This window comes from Pseudodesulfovibrio mercurii (genome assembly GCF_000189295.2).
Classification (GTDB): domain Bacteria; phylum Desulfobacterota; class Desulfovibrionia; order Desulfovibrionales; family Desulfovibrionaceae; genus Pseudodesulfovibrio; species Pseudodesulfovibrio mercurii.
Genome location: NC_016803.1, coordinates 3,353,642 through 3,368,874 on the forward strand (window position 1 = coordinate 3,353,642; position 15,233 = coordinate 3,368,874).

The window sequence follows — 15,233 nt, forward strand, 5'->3', positions numbered from 1 at the left end:
TCAGCCCAGGGAGGACCCCGTGGCGAACGATACATTTGAAGACCGCCTGGAGCGGCTGAAGCTCGTGGTGGAACAGCTCGAGCGCGGCGATCTGCCCCTTGAGGAGGGCGTGGCCCTGTACAAGGAGGGGCTGACGCTGGTCAAGGCGTGCGGCAAGCAGCTGGAGACCGCCCGGCACGAGGTCAAGCTCGTGTCCGAGGGGCTGGTCCGGGAGTTCGACGCCCTGGAGGCGCTGGCCTCGGACACGGAGGACGAGCAGTGACCTTCAAGGAAGACCTCGGCCGCCGCGCGGCCCTCGTTGAGGCGTATCTGGTCGGCTGCCTGCGGGACCGCAACATCCCGGCGCGGCTGCTCGCGTCCATGGAATATTCCCTGCTGGCCGGGGGCAAGCGGCTGCGGCCCGTGCTGGTCCTGGCCTGGAACGGCCTGCTCGGCGGGGACGCGGACAAGGCCATGCCCTTTGCCGCCTCCATGGAGTGCATCCACACCTATTCGCTGATCCACGACGACCTGCCCGCCATGGACGACGACGACCTGCGGCGCGGGCGGCCGTCCAACCACAAGCAGTTCGACGAGGCCACGGCCATCCTGGCGGGCGACGGCCTGCTGACCGAGGCCTTCGTGCTCATGACCGAGACGTGCCTGGTCAAGGGGCTGCCCGCCGAGCGCGTGCTCCGGGCCATTGCGGTCCTGGCGCGGGCGGCCGGATCGGGCGGCATGGTCGGCGGCCAGGCCGTGGACATGGAGCTGACCGGGCGCACCGGCGTGCCCCTCGATGAACTGAAGAAGATGCACGCCATGAAGACCGGGGCCCTGCTGACCGCGGCCTGCGAGTGCGGGGCCATCCTGGCCGGGGCGGCGGAGAGCGACGTGGACAACGCCCGGCGGTTCGGGCGTAAAATCGGCGTGGCCTTCCAGATCGTGGACGACGTGCTCGACGTGGTCGGCGACACCGCCACCCTGGGCAAGCCCGTGGGCAGCGACGAGGCCATGGGCAAGACCACCTATCCCTCGCTTCTCGGCCTGGACAGGAGCAAGACCCTGGCCAGGGAGTATGTCGACGAGGCCTTGACCAATTTATCCGGCTACTTCGGGTGCGAACAGGAGTTCCTGTGGCAATTGGCCCGATACATAGTGGACAGGGTGTATTGATTGAACTAGGATTTCCCACTCATGATCAAAGATCCGAAACAGACAGCCATTCTGTCCAAGATACATAAGCCCGGCGACGTCCGCGCCCTGGAAGGGGACCAGATGGACACCCTGGCCCAGGAGCTGCGCGACATCATCATCAGCCAGGTCTCGGCCCACGGCGGCCACCTGGCCCCGTCCCTGGGCGTGATCGAGCTGACGCTGGCCCTGTTCCGCTCCTTCGACCTGGAGCGCGACAAGCTGGTCTGGGACGTGGGGCATCAGGCCTACGCCCACAAGCTGCTCACCGGCCGGGCGGACGCCTTCGAGACCCTGCGCCAGAAGGGCGGCATCAGCGGGTTCCCGCGCATGGCCGAATCCCCCTACGACCATTTCGGCGTGGGCCACTCGTCCACCTCCATCTCGGCCGCCCTGGGCATGGCCATGGCCCGCGACCTCAAGGGCGAGGACCACGAGGTGGTGGCGGTCATCGGCGACGGCTCCCTGACCGCCGGGCTGGCCTTCGAGGGGCTGAACCAGGCGGGCGACCTGGGCCGCAAGATGGTCGTGGTCCTGAACGACAACGAGATGTCCATCTCCAAGAACGTGGGCGCCCTGTCCCAGTTCCTGAGCCGCAAGATGACCACCCCGTTCCTCCAGCGGCTCAAGTCCGACGTGGAGGGGCTGCTGGCGACCATCCCCAAGATCGGCGGCGACCTGGCCGGATACGCCAAGCGGTACGGCGACTCGGTCAAATCCTTCTTCACCCCCGGCATTTTGTTCGAGGCCTTCCACTTCACCTACGTCGGGCCGCTGGACGGCCACGACACGGCCACCATGGTCAAGGTCTTCGAAGAGGTGAAGAAGCTGAACAAGCCGGTCCTGGTCCACGTCATGACCAAGAAGGGCAAGGGGTACGAGCCAGCCGAGTCCGACCCGTCCCACTACCACGGCGTGGGCGAGTTCATCCCCGAGACAGGTCTGGCGCGCAAGTTTTCCGGCTCGGGCCTGCCGTCCTACACCGCCATCTTCGGGTCCACCCTGTGTTCGCTGGCGGCCAAGGACGACAAGATCATCGCCATCACCGCGGCCATGCCCGAGGGCACGGGCACGGAGTGCTTCGGCAAGAACTACCCGGACCGCTTCGTGGACGTGGGCATCTGCGAGCAGCACGCCGTGACTTTCGCCGCCGGACTGGCCACCCAGGGGTACAAGCCCGCCGTGGCCATCTACTCGACCTTCATGCAGCGGGCCTACGACCAGATCGTGCACGACGTCTGCCTGCAGAACCTGAACGTGAATTTCTTCCTGGACCGGGGCGGCCTGGTGGGCGAGGACGGGGCCACGCACCACGGGGCCTTCGACATGAGCTACCTGCGCCACATCCCGAACCTGGTGGTCATGGCCCCCAAGGACGAGGCCGAACTGGCCCGGATGATGGTCACGGCCTTCGGGCACGACGGCCCATGCGCGGTCCGCTATCCTCGCGGCACCGGGGTCGGGGCCAAGGTCTCGGCCAACCCCAAGCCGATCGCCATCGGCCGGGGCGAACTCATGCGCGACGGCGAGGACGCGGTGGTCATCGCCATCGGCTCGCGGGTCTACCCGGCGGTGGAGGCGGCCATGGAGCTGGAGGAGGAGGGCGCGCTCAAGGCGGCGGTCTTCAACGCCCGGTTCGTCAAGCCCCTGGATGAGAAACGGATTCTGGAACTGGCCGGACGGTTCGACCGCATCCTCCTGGTGGAGGAGAACGCCCTGGCCGGCGGGTTCGGTTCGGCCGTGCTGGAACTGCTGGCCGCGCACGACGCCCTGGACGGCAAGCACGTCCGGCAGCTCGGCCTCCCGGACGAGTTCGTGGAGCACGGCGCCCAGAAGGAGCTGCGCCACATGCTCGGCATCGACAAGGACGGCATCAAGCGGGCGCTCAAGACGCTCTGCGGGTAGCGATGGCCGCCCGCGACACGCTCCCGACCGGGACCGGCCCCGAGACGCGGCCGAAGCGGTACCTGCGCGGCGTGTCCGGCCTGCGCCGCCGCAGAGGGGTCTGCAAGGCCGCACCTGGATTCTTCATTCCCTACCGCTGGGCCGGTGACCTTGCGCCCTTCACCGAGGGCGACCGGTACGAATGGCTCAAGACGGCCTGGGACGCGGACCGCGCCCCGTTTAAAGCGACCCTCTCCCTGATCGAAAAGCACCTGGACCGGCTGGCGCAATTCGCCGTGGCCGACCCGGACGACGTGGACCGACCGCGTTTCGACCAGAGCTGGTTTCCCGGCCTGGACGGGGCGGCCGCCTATGCCCTGGTGCGCGAGCTTGCGCCCGCCCGGATCATCGAGATCGGCTCGGGCCACTCCACGCGGTTCATGGCCAGGGCCATCCGCGACGGCGGGCTTTCGACCCGGTTCACGTCCATCGACCCGGAGCCCAGGCGGCGCATCGACCACCTCTGCGACCGGGTGGTCCGGACCACCCTGGACCAGGCGGACCCGGCCCTGTTCGGGACGCTTGCGGCGAACGACATCCTGTTTTTCGACGGCAGCCACATCGGCATGCCCGGCTCGGACGCGGACACCCTGTTCAACCGGGTTCTGCCCACCCTGGCCGCCGGGGTGCGGGTGCACGTCCACGACATCTTCCTGCCCAACGGCTACCCGGACATCTGGCGCTGGCGCGGCTACAACGAGCAGCTCCTGGCCGCGTCCCTGCTGGCCGGGGGCGACCGTTTCCGGGCGTGCTTCGCCTCGGCCTACGTGCGCCGATACATGCCCCAGGCCGTGGCGGGCTGGCCCATCCCCCTCCCGGACCAGGCCTTCGAGGCCTCCCTCTGGCTGGAAAAGACCGCCTGATCCCGCTCTCCGCCCATCGGACGCAAGGGAAGACGGACCGCGCACGGGCTCGGCCCGGCGGCTTGTCGCGCGCCCCGCGATGGGCGCAGAGGTTCGGGAAGGGTGAGGAGAGGTGAGCCCGGAGGAAAGGGAGGGGCGAGCCGCTAGGCGGCGTTCCCGCTCCCCCTCCTCCGGCCGCCGCGCGCTAGCGCCCGCAGCATTTCTTGTATTTCTTGCCCGAGCCGCAGGGACAGGGCTCGTTGCGTCCGATCTTGGGTTCCTTGCGGATGGGCGGTCCGGCGACCATCTGGCCGTCCACGTAGAGCCACTTGCCGTCCATGAAGTGGAACCGGCTGCGCTCGCGGTGCTTCTGGTTCTCGCCGTCGATGGCGTATTCGGCGGTGAACTCCACGATGCCCGCCTCGTCGCCTTGAAGGCCCGCCCAGGTGTCGTGGATGGTCAGGCCCAGCCACTCGGCGGTCTCGGCCCACTTGCGCACGGACTCCTCGTCGTGGTCGGTCTGGGCCTCGGGCGCGAGGGTCGCCTTGAGGTAGTCGAGTTCCTTGAGCACGTAGGCGGTGTAGCGCGAGCGCATGACCGCTTCGGCGGTGGGGGCCACGGCCTCACCGGAGATATAGGGGCCGCAGCACTTGGCCAGTTCCAGGCCGGAGCCGCAGGGACATTCTTGAGACATGGGATACCTCGCTTGGTTTTGGTCTGCGGATTGTAGAGAAAACCGCCCGGCTGTCAATGAGTAAGCGCTTGCCCCGCGCGGCCGGGCGTGGCACCCTGCGGGCATGCTCCGCATCACCGAAACCGTCTCCATCCCCGAGAGCGAGCTGCGCTTCACCGCCTGCCGCAGCTCCGGCCCCGGGGGCCAGCACGTCAACACCACGGACACGCGGGTGACGCTGCTCTTCGACGTGGAGGGCTCCCCCAGCCTGACCGAGTTGCAGAAGGTGGTGGTCCAGGGCAAGCTCAGGCGCCGCATGGACAAGCGCGGCGTGCTCCAGGTGACCAGTCAGGTCTACCGCAGCCAGAAGACCAACCGAGAATCCGCCGTGGACCGGTTCGTGGAGCTCATGCAGTGGGCGCTCACGCCCGTGGCCCCGCGCAAGGAGACCCGCGTGCCCCGCTCGGCCAAGCGCAGGCGGCTGGAGCGCAAGCAACGCACGGCCCAGCGCAAGCGCGACCGCAGGACCCCCGACATCTCCGACTACTAGACCCTGCCCAGGGCGGCCCGCAGGTAGCCCTCGCCGAGCGGCATGTCCGCGTAGGCCTCGGCCAGGTGCAGGTACATGACCTTCAGGTATTTTGCCCGGATGCGCGCCGCGTCCGCGCGCCGCTTGGCCACGGTCTCGGGCGTGACGGCGTCCATGGCCGCGAGCAGGGTCTTGGCGCGGTGGCGCGCCCGGTGGCGGGCCTCGATCTCGGCGTATCCCGCGCGGCCGATGGCCTCGCAGCGCGCGGGGTCGGCCAGCAGTTCGCAGACGATGCGCACCAGCTCGTCCATGTCGTCGGGCGGGTAGGTGACCAGGTGCACCCCGTCCGTGAACAGCCGTTCCTGGCCGTGGCCGATGGCGGGGGTGACCAGGCAGGCCCCGGTGGCCAGGGCCTCGAAGACCCGGAAGTTGAGGTCCCCGCGCTCGGCGATGTTCAGGACCACGCGCGCCCTGGGGAAGAGTTCGCCGAACTCGCCTTTGGTCACGTGGAGGTTGGGCAGCCGGGCCTTGAGCTCCTTGAGAAATTCATGGCGCACGGGCGTGGTCTCGGGATTCACGGTGCCCACGAAGAGCAGGTCCCACTCCTTGGCCGGGGGCGGCTCGGGCGGGCGCTCGTCGCGCAGGGGATAGGGCGGCAGCCAGAGGACCTGGTCGTCCGCGAGCCGCCGCCGGAAGCGGGGCATGTGATCGCGCAGGGACACGGCCACCAGGTCGAAGGCCTGGGCGTAGATCGGGTACCAGGAGTGGATGTGCGAGTCGATGGCGTAGAAGGCCGTGGCGCAGGGATAGGACTCCACGCCCAGGAGCGGCGGCGGGATGGACCGGTCCGCGTAGAGGACGATGTCCGGCGCGCCTTCGCAGCGTTCGACGATGTCCGTCCAGGTCAGGAGTTCCGGCCCGGCCAGGGGGATGTTGACGATCTCGAACCCCGCGTCCCGGGTGTGTTGCGGCCGGAAATAGTAGCCGCCGATCCAGGCGATGCGCTTCACGGACTAGGCCTCCCGACGGGCCATGTGCAGGATGCGCCTGGGGCCGATGCACGACTGCTGGCGGTGGGACGGGATGTTCCGCCGGAGCTTGAATCCCTGGCGCGTGGCCTCGGCGATGATCACCGGCAGCTGGTCCTCGCCCACTTCCAGAATGCATTCGTTGCAGTGGGCGAACATGATCGCCGTGGTCAGCTCGAACTTGCCCGTGCGGTGCAGGACGTTCAGGGCCAGGATGATGTCGTACTTCCGCTGCAGCGGGGTGGTGATGTCGTAGACCATGAAGTGGCAGGCCGAACCCTTGGCCGAGGCCAGGTAGTTGGCCAGGTCCACGGCCCCACGGTCCATGTCCAGGCCCACCCCGGCCGCGCCCAGCTCCTCGGCCTTGAAGGTGTAGTAGCCGTGCATGCAGCCGTAGTCGCACAGGGTCTTGCCCGCGAAGTCCACGCCGAGCTTGAGGATGTTCTCCCAGGCCAGGCCGGACTGGGTGAAGCCGGGCACCAGGGTGCGGCCCCGGTACTCGATGGTCTGGTAAAAGGGGTTGAAGGAGTCGGCCTCGGCGATGGCCTTGAAGACCGGGCGGTCGGCCTCGGGCACGCCGGGATGCGCGGCGTCGCGGTGCGCCTCGGCCCAGCGGATGATGTCGTCCGTGTCCGCGACCACGGCGTAGCCCTTCAGGACCGGTTCGAGGGTCTCGCAGAACGGGGTCCCGGCCGGGATGGGCCTGCCCGCGCGGAGGGCCTCCTTGGTCTTGCGCACCCGGCGCAGGGCGAAGCGCTCCATGCGCACGTCGCGCGAGGGGTTGAGGTAGAAGGGCCGGACCACGGTGAAGGGCGAGTAGATGTCGTCCAGGGCGTCCAGGAAGGCCTGGTGGATGTGCGGGTGGCTGACGCGGCAGCCTTCGAGCACGAGGTCGCGGAACCGGCGCGGGCGCAGCTGTCGGACGAAGAGGTCCTTGAAATCCTTGTAGGTCTCCGGTCGACGCACGGTCTCGATGTCCCCGCCGTAGCGGGCCGCCACCTCGGGCGTGAAGGCGTCCAGGCGCAGCAGGTCGTAGCCCAGGTCCCCGGCCAGTTGCTTTGCCGCGTGGCTCTTGCCCGCCGCGGGCGGCCCGGCGATGAGGATGACCTTGGGGCTGAAGCGGTAGATTCGTCCCGGCGCGGCCTGGGCGGCGGTGGGTTCGGCGACCGAGGCGGCGGCAGGGGTGGCGTTCGACTCTCTCATGGCATATCCAATGTAATCAAATTGTTGCAGGTCGTGACGCAAGACGGCCCGTCAGAAAAACGGCGGATCAAGGGCATGAATTGCCCGCCTGGGGCAAAATTGCACGATACATGCCAAGGGGAACCCCGGCGCGAGGGAGGCTAGGTCAGGCCGAGTTCTTCCAGGGCCAGGTACAGCTCGCGGCTGATCCAGGCGTCGGTGGCGGCGTAGAGAACCTGCTGCCGGGAGAGTTTGTCCTTGGCCCAGTTGGAGCATTGGGCGGACTTGGAGATGCGGAAGCCGAGCAGGTTGGCGGCCATGTTGCGCAGGCCGTGGGTCTGGAGGTTGTACTTGGCCGTGATGGACGAGAGGTCCACGAAGCCGCTCGGCTTGAACCGGGCGTGCTTCTGCAGGCCGAGGATGTCGTCGCGCACGGCCACGCCGGTCTTGAGGATGCGCCGGTTGGCCAGGATGTCGCAGACCCCCTTGTCCAGGGGCAGGACGCCCAGCTGGAAGACGTAGGCGCATTCGGCTGTGGCCAGCTGGAGCAGGGACGGCGGTCCGGGCTTCTTGCCCTTCTTGAACACGGGCCGGGTTTCGGTGTCGAAGCCGAGCAGGGAGGAGGCGCGCATGCCGGACAGGGCCTGTTCGAGATCGGATTCGGTGCGGACGACCAGAATGTTCCCCTCGTAGTGGCGCAGGGGCATGTCGTTGATCTCCGCCTTGGTGATTGCGCGGAGGTACTGTTGCGGGATGTCGAGGCTGTCCGTGGTCATGAAATGTACTTGTGCGTTAGAAAGTTTGAGGGATCGTTGTACATTCCCGCAAATTCGTCAAGCACAAGGTGACGCGCCCGCCCGGAAGAGAGCCGGACGGGCGCGTTTTTTTTTCGTCCTATTCGAAACGGAGCGCGTTTCTCGTGCAGGGGGTGCTGTTTTTGCGCCACCAGTAGGCCCCGCCGCAGGCATCCGTGGCCGGGATCAACCCGGGGCGTCCGTTGTACCGGGCCACGTTCTCCACGAACTGGTGCTGGGTCTCCTTCTCGATGGCGTCGATGGCGTCCTTGAGCGCGATGGTGCCCTGCTTGACGCCGGGCAGGACCCTGGCCATCTCGGAGGTGATCAGCCGCTGGGAGGAGTTGGCGTCCAGGAACTTGTCGAAGGCCTTGAGGGTGGCCTCCTGGTCGCCCTTCCGCCCCTGGGCCAGGGCGATGAACAGGGCGGCGTCCCAGATCTTGTCCTTGTCGCCCATTGCCTCGTTCAGGGTCTTGATGCACAGGTCGTATTCCCCGGCGAAGTACATGGCGATGCCCGCCTTGTCGAGGGAGGACTGGAAGTTCATGGTCCGCCCCCTGGGCTCCTGGGTCAGGGCCTCTCCGTAGGCCTTGGCCGAACCCTTGAAGTACTCAATGGCCTTGGCGTTGTTGCGGGTGACGTAGACCCGCCAGGCGCGCTGGAAGTAGCGGTCGCCCAGGGTCACGGAGTCGGCCAGGGCGGGCAGGGCCGCGGCCATGAGGAGCACGATGACGGTGATTGCGGTCAATTGTTTGCGCATGTGAAAGTCTCCTTGTTCAGGACAGGTACGTCCTGGCTATGCGGAAGATATCGTCGTAAGCGGTCTTGTTGCGGATGGCCAGGGCCATTTCCAGGGCCATGTCCATCTTGCGGCCGGTCTCGACCATGACCCGGTCCCGTATGGATTCCAGATGGTTGGCCAGGAAGTCGGCCTCGAAATTGTCGATGGCCAGGGACACGCCCTCGGAAAAGAAGCGCGAGCCCAGGTGGGGGATGAAGCGGTCCAGGTTCTGCCGCCCCTCGCGGCGGGCGTACATGACGAAGAAGAGCAGCTTGACCAGCAGCCGGTCGGCCTTGAGCTTGTGGTCGACCGAGAGCAGGATGTCCATGTCTACGCCGCGGGGCTTGAGGGCGTCGAACATGGCCGTGGCCATGTCGAAGGCGCGGTCCTCGGTCATCAGCGGGTGGGCGAACTTGGAGTCCATGCGGACCAGGGTGATGCGCGGGTTTTCGCCCGAGGCGATGGCGTAGATGGCCAGCCGCATGAGGTCGATCTTGGTCCGGTAGTCGTCGATGAGGATGTCCCGCTTGGCCTGGGCCAGCCTCCGGACCAGGGGCGCGTCCAGGGCGGAGAAGGCCGTTTCGAGCAGGTGCAGGATGTACGGCTCCGAGGTGGCCGCGATCTCCTCGTCCAGGATGTCGCGGCCCTTGCGCGCGTCCATGATCTTCTTGATGGACAGCCAATAGGCGGCCAGCCCCTCAACGGGCATCTCCAGTATGTCGAGTTCCTGTGGCTTCTGCATGGCGGTCCGCTTTGGGCTTGACGCGGCGGTGAAAAAAAAGACACCCTGTGCGTTGTCCTTCAGCGTATCCGATTTTTTGCGGAAAACAAATACGGTCCTTGCCCGTGGAGCCCCTTTTTCATGCTCACCTATCCCCAATTCGACCCGGTCATGATCTCCCTCGGCCCGTTGCAGCTGCGCTGGTACGGCATGATGTACGTCTTCGGCATCCTGTCCGGCTGGCTGCTGGGGCGCTACCGGGCGACCAAGCCGTGGAACAAGATGACCCCCAAGCGCATGGACGACTTCCTGACCTGGGCCATCCTCGGCGTGGTTCTGGGCGGGCGCATCGGCTACGTCCTGTTCTACAACCCGTCCTTCTACCTGGCCAATCCGCTCAGGATATTCGCGGTCTGGGAGGGGGGCATGTCCTTCCACGGCGGATGCCTCGGCGTGCTCCTGGCCTGCTGGCTCTTCGGCCGGGCCCACGACATGACCTTCCCCGAGGTGGGCGACTTCGTCTCCCCGCTGGTCCCGCCGGGCCTCTTCTTCGGACGCATCGGCAACTTCATCAACGGCGAGCTGTGGGGCCGCTACACGGACCTGCCCTGGGCCATGCCCTTTCCCGGCGCGGGCGGCCTGCCGCGTCACCCGTCGCAGCTCTACGAGGCCGCGCTGGAAGGGGCGCTCCTGTTCGTCATCGTCTGGGTCTACTCGGCCAAGCCGCGCCCCAAGGGGTGCGTGGGCGCGCTCTTCCTGCTCGGCTACGGCCTGTTCCGCTTCCTGGTGGAGTTCGCCCGGGAACCGGACCGGCAGCTCGGCTTCGTGGCGCTGCACTGGATGTCCATGGGCCAGGTGCTCTGCCTGCCCATGATCCTGTTCGGCGCGGGTTGGTTGATTTGGGCTTATCGCAAGTCAGCGTAATTTCGGAACTTCGATTTCAAACAGCCGGTCCCAGCACTTGCCGGTGACGAACAGCCGCCCCGTGGCCGGGTCATAGGCGATGCCGTTGGCCACGCCCGACGCAGGGTGCAGCCGCCCGCGCAGGGACGCGAGGTCCAGCCAGGCGCGGACCGTGCCGTCGCCCATGTCGATGATCGCCACCCGGTCCGACTTCCAGATGTTGGCGTAAAGCCATTTCCCCACGAATTCCAGCTCGTTGAGCAGGCTTACCGGTCGTCCATCGTCGGTCACGGGCAACTCCTCGACCTTGGCGAAGGTCCTGGCGTCGCGCCATTCCAGCCGCGACGCCCCGGTGGACATGACGAACCGCTTGCCGTCGAAGACCAGCCCCCAGCCCTGGGTTGCGTCCCAGGTGCCCCGGTAGGCGAACCGGCCCGCCGGTTCCAGCCCGTCCAGGGTGTAGATCAGGCCGATGCCCGATTTCCAGGTGAGCATGCGCAGGACGTCGCCCCTGGGCGCAATGCCCTCGGCGAACAGTTCGGCCGGGACCGGAACGGTCTTCAGGCGGCGGCCGGTGGCGGGGTCCACCACGGCCAGGAAGGAGTGGCCGTAGCCGCCCGAGGATTCGTAGAACACGCCGTCGCGATAGAAGAGCCCCTGGGTGGAGGTTCCGGCGTCGTGGGGGTATTCGGCGATCACCCGGCAGGGGATGACCGGAGTGGCGGCCCGGACGGGCGCGGCCTGGAGGAACAGGACCGCCAGGGCCAGGAGCAGGCAGCAGACGTTCAGCGGGCGCATGGGGTTTCGGGAGAAGACGGAGCGGGGAGGGACCTCCGGGGACGCCGCGCCCCGCTCCGGGGGGAAGGGTGCGGTGTGCCGGTGCATCATTGGGGAGGGTGTCCGGTCCGCCGCACGCCTTACGCGCGTTGTTTGACGCCGTTGATGCCGCCCAGGGCGAAGCGGGTCACGTGGTCCACGAAACCCTCCACGTCCAGTCCCAGGTTGGGCCGGTTCGGGGTCAGCCGGTCCAGGATGGGCTGGGTCAGCAGGTGGTCGAGCATCAGGGCCCATATGTTCGAGCTGCAATAGGCCAGGGTCTGTTCCGGGACGTCCGGGCCGAGGAGCAGGGTCAGGATGTCGCGCAGCTCTTCGGCGCGCGGCTGGACCTGATGCTGGACGATGAGGTCCAGGTTGCGGCTGGGCTTGGCCATTTCGCGCAGGAAGATGGCCCACTTGTGGGCGAGGTGCCCGGAATTGCGGGTGTAGATGTCCTCGGCCAGCCCCCGGATGAAGCGGTGCAGCCGCTCCTCGGGCGGCAGCCCGGCGTCGTCGCCGGAGATCCATTCCTCGCCCTTGGGGAAGATCTCCTCGAGCACGGCCGCGTACAGCCCGTCCTTGCTGCCGTAATGGTAATTCACCGCCGCCACGTTGGCCTTGGCCAGGCCGCAGATGTCGCGCACCGTGGCCGAGTCGAAGCCCTTGTCCGCGAAAACCTCCATGGCGGCGAGCAAAAGCGCCGTTTTGGTATTGACGTCCGGTGATTCGTTCATAATTAATAGCCTGCGGGCGCGAAAAACGCCGTCTATATTGCTTGAAACGTATGTTTGACGAATTCTATTCCCGAGAGGCGTCGGCAAGTCAAGGGTTTTCCCGGAACCGACCATTCCCGGTACATCCGCCAAGGAGCGCAGCCAGTGGAAGTCATTCTTGCCGAAACCGCCGGGTTCTGCATGGGCGTGGACATGGCCCTGACCAAACTCGACCAACTGGTCGCCGAGCCCGACGGCCGTCCCATCTATATCCTCGGCCCCATCATCCATAATCCGCAGGTCCTCAAGGGCTACGCCGACAAGGGCGTGGTCATGGTCCACGATCCCGTCGAGGTCCCGGCCGGGGCCCACGTGGTCATCCGCGCCCACGGCATCACCCGCCAGGTGGAGGACGCCCTGCGCGACCGCAAGGTGCGCATCAAGGACGCCACCTGCCCACGGGTCAAGAAGGCCCAGCTGCTCATCGAACGGAACACCGCCGACAACGGCGAGCTGCTCCTCTACGGCGAGGCCGACCACCCCGAGGTGGCCGGGCTGGTCAGCTACGCCCAGAACGGACATTTCGTCTTCAGCTCGGCCGAGGAGCTGGCGCGGTACCCGCTGACCCCGGACAGGCGCTATGTCCTGGCCGCCCAGACCACCCAGGACCGGGTCCACTTCGAGTCCATCGCGGCCGACCTGACCGGACGCGCCGACCTTGAGGTGACCGTGCTCGAAACCATCTGCGACGCCACCAAGCTGCGTCAGGCCGAGGCCAAGGAACTGGCCAAGAACGTGGATTTCATGGTCGTGGTCGGCGGCTACAACAGCGGCAACACCCGTCGCCTCGCCCAAGTGGTCTCCGAACAGGGCACGCCCTGCAAGCATGTGGAAACAGTGGAGGAACTCCCGCTCAACGACCTTGCCCGATACAAACGCATCGGCGTCACCGCAGGTGCCTCCACCCCCCGCGTGCTCATCGACAGGGTCCTCGCCGGACTCCAGCCCTTGTAGGGCGGGGAAGATGCCTCCGGCGGCCGGGGGAAGGGGGAGAGGGGACCCTTTGAGAAAAGGGGCCCCTCTCCCCCTTCCCCCGGGCCCCCATCCCCCTCACCCTCCTAAACTTTTTATCGCCGTTTCGCGGGGAGGGTGGCGGAAGTCAGGGCCGTTTGGCGGGACGGTGGAAGGAGCTGGCAGGGCGGTTGGAAAGACGCGCGGATTTTCGTGTTCACACGGTCCGCGCAGCGGCGACAAAAAGTTTTGGAGAGTTCAGAGAACCTTTTTCAAAAGGTTCTTTGGCGGGTCCAGGGCGGAGCCCTGGCCGCCGGAGGCATCTTCCCCTTCCGGCTCAGGGCGACAAAAGGGGCCAGGCGGTCCCGGACCGGGTTTTGCACCGGGAGCTGACCCTGGCCCCGCTCGGGACGGTTTGCGGCATCCAGGTCACGTTGCAGGCACCGGCCGTGTGGAGGGCTTGGGTCCGGGGAACGCGTCCTCTCCTGGTGCAATGCCGGTCAACCGTCAGCTATGGGAGGAGTGCCGTTTTCGGGCGGCCTGTGCGGCCGTTTGGTCAAGCATAGCCTATTCTCCGGGCGTTGGTATTATTTTTCGCGTCCGCCGGGTGTCCGATCCGGGGGAACAACAAAATGGTTGTCGGGACCGGGTGGAGGGCATACCCTCACCGGGTACGAATGTGACAACGAGGAGTCAGAACATGGATTTGAACAAGGCCTTGGCCGATCTGAAGAAGGAACCCGGTTTCGCCGAGAACGTGGGCATGATCCTGGTGCACAACGGCGTGGTCCGCGGCTGGTCCCGCAAGGGACGCGAGGAAGTGACGTCCATCGAGATCACGCCCGATTTCGAGAAGATGGAGGAGATCCGCAAGGAGATCGAAGGCCGCGAGGGCATTTTCCGCGCCTGGTGCCACGCCAATTCGGGCCTCATGCAGCCCGGCGACGACGTGCTGTTCCTGATTGTGGCGGGCGACATCCGCGAGAACGTCAAGCCCGCCCTGGCCGACCTGCTGGACCGCATCAAGTCCGAGGCCGTGACCAAGAAAGAAATCTTCGCCTAGGACGAGCCATGCACGAGCACCTTGAGGACAAGCACGGCCGCGAGGTCAGCTACATGCGCATCAGCGTGACCGACCGCTGCAACCTGCGCTGCACCTACTGCGCGGGCGAGGGGTTGGAGTTCATCCCGCACCCGAGGATTCTGCGCTACGAGGAGATCATGGATTTCATCGGCATGGCCCGCAACCTCGGGGTGCAGAAGATCCGCTTCACCGGCGGCGAGCCCTTCGTCCGCAAGGGTTTCGGGGACTTCATGATCCGTGCGGCCGAGCGCTTCGCTGACATGGACCTGTGCGTGACCACCAACGCCACGCTCATCGGCCCGGACGTGGATCGGCTGGCCGCTGCGGGCATCAAACGGGTGAACATCTCCCTGGACACGCTCCAGGCCGACAAGTTCGTGACCATCACCGGGCGCGACCATTTCGCCGTGGTCCGGGAGAACATCGACCGCTGCCTGGCCGCGAACATGACCGTGAAGGTCAACGCCGTGGCCATGAAGGGCGTCAACGACAACGAAGTGGGCGACTTCATCGAGTTCGCCCGCACCCACCCGCTGGACCTGCGGTTCATCGAGTTCATGCCCGTGGGCACGGAGACGGGCTGGGACGACAGCCGGGTCTGGACCGCGGCCGAGATACTGGCCGATGCCCGCGCCTTCGCCGAACTGACCCCGGTGGTCAAGTCCGGGGAGCGCCGCCACGGCCCGGCGCGCATGTACGACATCAAGGGCGGCCTGGGTCGCATCGGCCTCATTTCGCCCTACAGCGATCACTTCTGTTCCACCTGCAACCGGCTGCGCATCACCTCGGACGGCAACCTGCGGACCTGCCTCTTTTCGGACAAGGTCTACCGGCTGCGTCCGGCCCTGCGCCATGCCAAACTCGGTCTGGAACAGGTGGAGAAGATCATCCGCCTGGCCGGGAAGAACAAGCCCATCGGCAACGAGCTGCTGCGCCGCATGCGCGCCTCGGACCACGGCGTCTGCAAGACCCGCATGGCCTCCATCGGCGGGTAGGCGCCGAATCCGCTTCGTTGCCGGGGGGGCGCCGTGGAAGGCTACGG

Annotated in this window: 17 protein-coding genes; 9 read left to right on the top strand and 8 right to left on the bottom strand. The window is 66.7% G+C overall.

What is annotated here, in order from left to right; all coding sequences use genetic code 11:
* Window positions 1-19 precede the first annotated feature (19 nt).
* The 4 genes from xseB to DND132_RS15155 are packed head-to-tail and all read left to right on the top strand — an operon-like array spanning window position 20 to window position 3,977.
* Window positions 20-262 carry an exodeoxyribonuclease VII small subunit gene (gene xseB, locus DND132_RS15140; RefSeq protein ID WP_014323635.1) on the top strand — a complete coding sequence of 81 codons (243 nt, stop codon included), beginning with the start codon at window positions 20-22 and terminating at the stop codon, window positions 260-262.
* Complete coding sequence (locus tag DND132_RS15145) at window positions 259-1,152, top strand: polyprenyl synthetase family protein (RefSeq protein ID WP_014323636.1); 894 nt, start codon at window positions 259-261, stop codon at window positions 1,150-1,152. The genes xseB and DND132_RS15145 overlap by 4 nt, the downstream gene beginning before the upstream one ends.
* Before the next feature lie 21 nt (window positions 1,153-1,173).
* Window positions 1,174-3,075 carry a 1-deoxy-D-xylulose-5-phosphate synthase gene (gene dxs / locus DND132_RS15150; protein ID WP_014323637.1) on the top strand — a complete coding sequence of 634 codons (1,902 nt, stop codon included), beginning with the start codon at window positions 1,174-1,176 and terminating at the stop codon, window positions 3,073-3,075.
* 2 nt (window positions 3,076-3,077) lie between these two features.
* Window positions 3,078-3,977 (top strand): class I SAM-dependent methyltransferase, encoded by a 900-nt coding sequence (locus tag DND132_RS15155; RefSeq protein WP_014323638.1) that lies wholly within the window; start codon window positions 3,078-3,080, stop codon window positions 3,975-3,977.
* Window positions 3,978-4,161: 184 nt separating this feature from the next.
* On the opposite strand, the gene DND132_RS15160 is transcribed toward DND132_RS15155, so the two are convergent.
* Entirely contained in the window at window positions 4,162-4,650 is a 489-nt protein-coding gene (locus DND132_RS15160; protein ID WP_014323639.1) for a YchJ family protein, read from the bottom strand.
* Between the two features lie 103 nt (window positions 4,651-4,753).
* Here DND132_RS15160 and arfB point away from each other — a divergent pair, with 103 nt between their 5' ends.
* Window positions 4,754-5,179: an alternative ribosome rescue aminoacyl-tRNA hydrolase ArfB gene (gene arfB / locus DND132_RS15165; protein ID WP_014323640.1), complete on the top strand. Its 426-nt coding sequence runs from the start codon at window positions 4,754-4,756 to the stop codon at window positions 5,177-5,179.
* Here the strand turns inward: arfB and DND132_RS15170 are convergent.
* The 5 genes from DND132_RS15170 to DND132_RS15190 form a co-directional block, all read right to left on the bottom strand.
* A complete protein-coding gene (locus DND132_RS15170) occupies window positions 5,176-6,168 on the bottom strand; it encodes a glycosyltransferase family protein (protein ID WP_014323641.1) in 993 nt (330 codons plus the stop codon). The genes arfB and DND132_RS15170 overlap by 4 nt on opposite strands.
* 3 nt (window positions 6,169-6,171) lie before the next feature.
* The gene (locus DND132_RS15175) at window positions 6,172-7,389 is read right to left on the bottom strand and encodes a methyltransferase domain-containing protein (RefSeq protein WP_014323642.1); all 1,218 of its coding nucleotides are present in this window, start codon (window positions 7,387-7,389) and stop codon (window positions 6,172-6,174) included.
* 140 nt (window positions 7,390-7,529) lie between these two features.
* Window positions 7,530-8,144 (bottom strand): 3'-5' exonuclease, encoded by a 615-nt coding sequence (locus DND132_RS15180; protein WP_014323643.1) that lies wholly within the window; start codon window positions 8,142-8,144, stop codon window positions 7,530-7,532.
* A 118-nt stretch (window positions 8,145-8,262) separates the two neighbouring features.
* Window positions 8,263-8,922: a hypothetical protein gene (locus DND132_RS15185; RefSeq protein ID WP_014323644.1), complete on the bottom strand. Its 660-nt coding sequence runs from the start codon at window positions 8,920-8,922 to the stop codon at window positions 8,263-8,265.
* A gap of 16 nt (window positions 8,923-8,938) precedes the next feature.
* Window positions 8,939-9,685, bottom strand: coding sequence for a hypothetical protein (locus tag DND132_RS15190; protein ID WP_014323645.1), 747 nt, complete (start codon window positions 9,683-9,685; stop codon window positions 8,939-8,941).
* 120 nt (window positions 9,686-9,805) lie between these two features.
* Here DND132_RS15190 and lgt point away from each other — a divergent pair, with 120 nt between their 5' ends.
* On the top strand, window positions 9,806-10,588 hold the full coding sequence (gene lgt, locus DND132_RS15195; protein ID WP_014323646.1) for a prolipoprotein diacylglyceryl transferase: 783 nt from the start codon (window positions 9,806-9,808) through the stop codon (window positions 10,586-10,588).
* Here the strand turns inward: lgt and DND132_RS15200 are convergent.
* Together DND132_RS15200 and DND132_RS15205 are read right to left on the bottom strand one after the other, a co-directional pair.
* Window positions 10,580-11,365: a glutaminyl-peptide cyclotransferase gene (locus tag DND132_RS15200; protein ID WP_190275290.1), complete on the bottom strand. Its 786-nt coding sequence runs from the start codon at window positions 11,363-11,365 to the stop codon at window positions 10,580-10,582. The two genes, lgt and DND132_RS15200, sit on opposite strands and share 9 nt — an antisense overlap.
* A 119-nt stretch (window positions 11,366-11,484) precedes the next feature.
* Window positions 11,485-12,117: a TetR/AcrR family transcriptional regulator gene (locus tag DND132_RS15205; protein ID WP_014323648.1), complete on the bottom strand. Its 633-nt coding sequence runs from the start codon at window positions 12,115-12,117 to the stop codon at window positions 11,485-11,487.
* Between the two features lie 144 nt (window positions 12,118-12,261).
* On the opposite strand from DND132_RS15205, the gene ispH reads away from it, so the two are divergent.
* From ispH to moaA, 3 genes are all read left to right on the top strand, one after another.
* On the top strand, window positions 12,262-13,110 hold the full coding sequence (gene ispH / locus DND132_RS15210) for a 4-hydroxy-3-methylbut-2-enyl diphosphate reductase (protein WP_014323649.1): 849 nt from the start codon (window positions 12,262-12,264) through the stop codon (window positions 13,108-13,110).
* A gap of 697 nt (window positions 13,111-13,807) precedes the next feature.
* Window positions 13,808-14,170: a molybdenum cofactor biosynthesis protein MoaE gene (locus DND132_RS15215; protein ID WP_014323650.1), complete on the top strand. Its 363-nt coding sequence runs from the start codon at window positions 13,808-13,810 to the stop codon at window positions 14,168-14,170.
* Window positions 14,171-14,178: 8 nt separating this feature from the next.
* A complete protein-coding gene (gene moaA / locus DND132_RS15220) occupies window positions 14,179-15,186 on the top strand; it encodes a GTP 3',8-cyclase MoaA (protein ID WP_014323651.1) in 1,008 nt (335 codons plus the stop codon).
* The last annotated feature ends 47 nt before the right edge of the window (window positions 15,187-15,233 follow it).

Bases quoted from the DNA above. Each gene is read 5' to 3' on its own strand.
- dxs (WP_014323637.1), top strand. From the start codon at position 1,174: ATGATCAAAGATCCGAAACAGACAGCCATTCTGTCCAAGATACATAAG.
- DND132_RS15155 (WP_014323638.1), top strand. From the start codon at position 3,078: ATGGCCGCCCGCGACACGCTCCCGACCGGGACCGGCCCCGAGACGCGG.
- DND132_RS15160 (WP_014323639.1), bottom strand. From the start codon at position 4,650: ATGTCTCAAGAATGTCCCTGCGGCTCCGGCCTGGAACTGGCCAAGTGC.
- arfB (WP_014323640.1), top strand. From the start codon at position 4,754: ATGCTCCGCATCACCGAAACCGTCTCCATCCCCGAGAGCGAGCTGCGC.
- DND132_RS15175 (WP_014323642.1), bottom strand. From the start codon at position 7,389: ATGAGAGAGTCGAACGCCACCCCTGCCGCCGCCTCGGTCGCCGAACCC.
- DND132_RS15180 (WP_014323643.1), bottom strand. From the start codon at position 8,144: ATGACCACGGACAGCCTCGACATCCCGCAACAGTACCTCCGCGCAATC.
- DND132_RS15185 (WP_014323644.1), bottom strand. From the start codon at position 8,922: ATGCGCAAACAATTGACCGCAATCACCGTCATCGTGCTCCTCATGGCC.
- DND132_RS15190 (WP_014323645.1), bottom strand. From the start codon at position 9,685: ATGCAGAAGCCACAGGAACTCGACATACTGGAGATGCCCGTTGAGGGG.
- lgt (WP_014323646.1), top strand. From the start codon at position 9,806: ATGCTCACCTATCCCCAATTCGACCCGGTCATGATCTCCCTCGGCCCG.
- DND132_RS15200 (WP_190275290.1), bottom strand. From the start codon at position 11,365: ATGCGCCCGCTGAACGTCTGCTGCCTGCTCCTGGCCCTGGCGGTCCTG.
- DND132_RS15205 (WP_014323648.1), bottom strand. From the start codon at position 12,117: ATGAACGAATCACCGGACGTCAATACCAAAACGGCGCTTTTGCTCGCC.
- DND132_RS15215 (WP_014323650.1), top strand. From the start codon at position 13,808: ATGGATTTGAACAAGGCCTTGGCCGATCTGAAGAAGGAACCCGGTTTC.
- moaA (WP_014323651.1), top strand. From the start codon at position 14,179: ATGCACGAGCACCTTGAGGACAAGCACGGCCGCGAGGTCAGCTACATG.